The 1663-nt window shown below is 23.9% G+C and carries 2 protein-coding genes; both read right to left on the reverse strand.

Annotation, left to right across the window (positions count from 1 at the left end; genetic code table 11):
* Positions 1–158: 158 nt before the first annotated feature.
* The gene (locus tag BGI41_RS08010; protein WP_088540175.1) at positions 159–590 is read right to left on the reverse strand and encodes a biopolymer transporter ExbD; all 432 of its coding nucleotides are present in this window, start codon (positions 588–590) and stop codon (positions 159–161) included.
* 9 nt (positions 591–599) lie between these two features.
* Entirely contained in the window at positions 600–1439 is an 840-nt protein-coding gene (locus tag BGI41_RS08015) for a MotA/TolQ/ExbB proton channel family protein (protein ID WP_088540176.1), read from the reverse strand.
* Positions 1440–1663: the final 224 nt, after the last annotated feature.

Genomic DNA, 1663 nt, shown 5'->3' on the forward strand with positions numbered 1-1663 from the left:
AAAAACAAGACAATAAAACAAAAAAATAACATAAAAAACTAAAAACAAACAAAAAACAAGACAATAAAACAAAAAAAAACATGAATAAATAAATTAAAATAAAAAAATAAAAAAATGTTAAAAGTAAAAAAATAAAAATGTCAAATTAAATTAACAAATCATTGTACCTTATCTTTATCTGAAGGAGATCTTACTGCTTTTTTAGGATCCATTCCAGGAGGAGTAGTAATTAAAATCTGTTTATTTTTACTATCAACATTTATTTGACCAGAGTCAATAACTTGCGAATGAATAGCAATTGAATCATCTTTAATATAAGATGACATATCCTGTCCATTAACCACTACTTTATGTAATCCTTGTACAGGGAAAATATAATATTCAGAATTACCAGATGTATCTGTTACATTAGGTTTACCTGAAGCAGATACATTATTTTGTGAACTATCATCCATTGCAGTACTTGCAAAACTACTAGTTACAACAATGAATATTAAGATTGTAAATAAAATATCAATAAAAGGTACAAGATTAATATTAATTTTATCTTCTTTTAATCTCTCCTTTCTTGATTTAATATCTAAACTCATAAGACCACCTTATTGTTTGAGTTTACTTTCAACGATTTCAGAACCAACATTACACATTTCTAAAATAATATTACTAATACTTTTTTCTAACATACTAGGTTTAAAAGAAATTTGAATATTAGCATTAGGTTCGGATATTTCTCTTACATTAACAATACCTTCACCTTCTTGTAATGAGTTGATTACACAAGGTAAATTTTCAGATACTCTAATTTTAGCTACTGCATAACTCCAGTTAGTCATTTTAGTAGCAAGTTCAATTTTATCCATTTCTTTATCAATTAATGATTTAATATAAGTGTAAAAAGGTAATAATACAACAGCTACACATAAACCTGCAATAGTTGTAATTAAAGATATATAAATACCTTCAGCCATAGCTGTAGCTGAAGGATTAACACCTAAAGCTTTAAATGTCATCCAAATACCAAATACAGTACCTATTAAACCTAAAAAAGGAGCAAGTTCTGCAATTGTTTTAATTGTATCTAAACCTTTAGTCATTTTACTTGTTTCAACAATGAAAATTTGTTCCATACTTTCTTCAACTTCAGTTTTATTTTTATAACCAATTTTTAAAGCTTCAGAAATAATTCTTGAAACAGGATTTTTATAAGGACTAATTTCTTTTAAAGCTTCAATAGCTCCTCCACGCTCCATAGCAACAGATACTATACTCATGATTTCAGTTGCATCAACATCTCCAATTTTTTTAAGATAATTGATTTTTTGAAGTGCAGTTAAAAAACCATAAATCCCAATAAAGGTAATAAGATAAGTAATAATACCCCCATTTTTAAAGAAATCAACGATTCCTACCATGAGTGCACCAAACTGTTCAATAATCATTTTATTCCTCACTATTTTTATAAATTATAAAAAACATTTAATGAAAATCAAATAAATCTTTTAAAAAAAAATTTAATATACAAATTTAATATATATTTTAAACTTAAATAAATCTTATTATTAAATTATAATATTTTATAAAATTAAGAAAATTAAAAAAAATAATCTAAAAATTAAAAAAAAATCTAAAAATAATTAAAAAATGAAATTATAAAATTAAAAAC

The sequence above is a fragment of the Methanobrevibacter sp. 87.7 genome, assembly GCF_002208625.1.
Lineage (GTDB): Archaea > Methanobacteriota > Methanobacteria > Methanobacteriales > Methanobacteriaceae > Methanarmilla.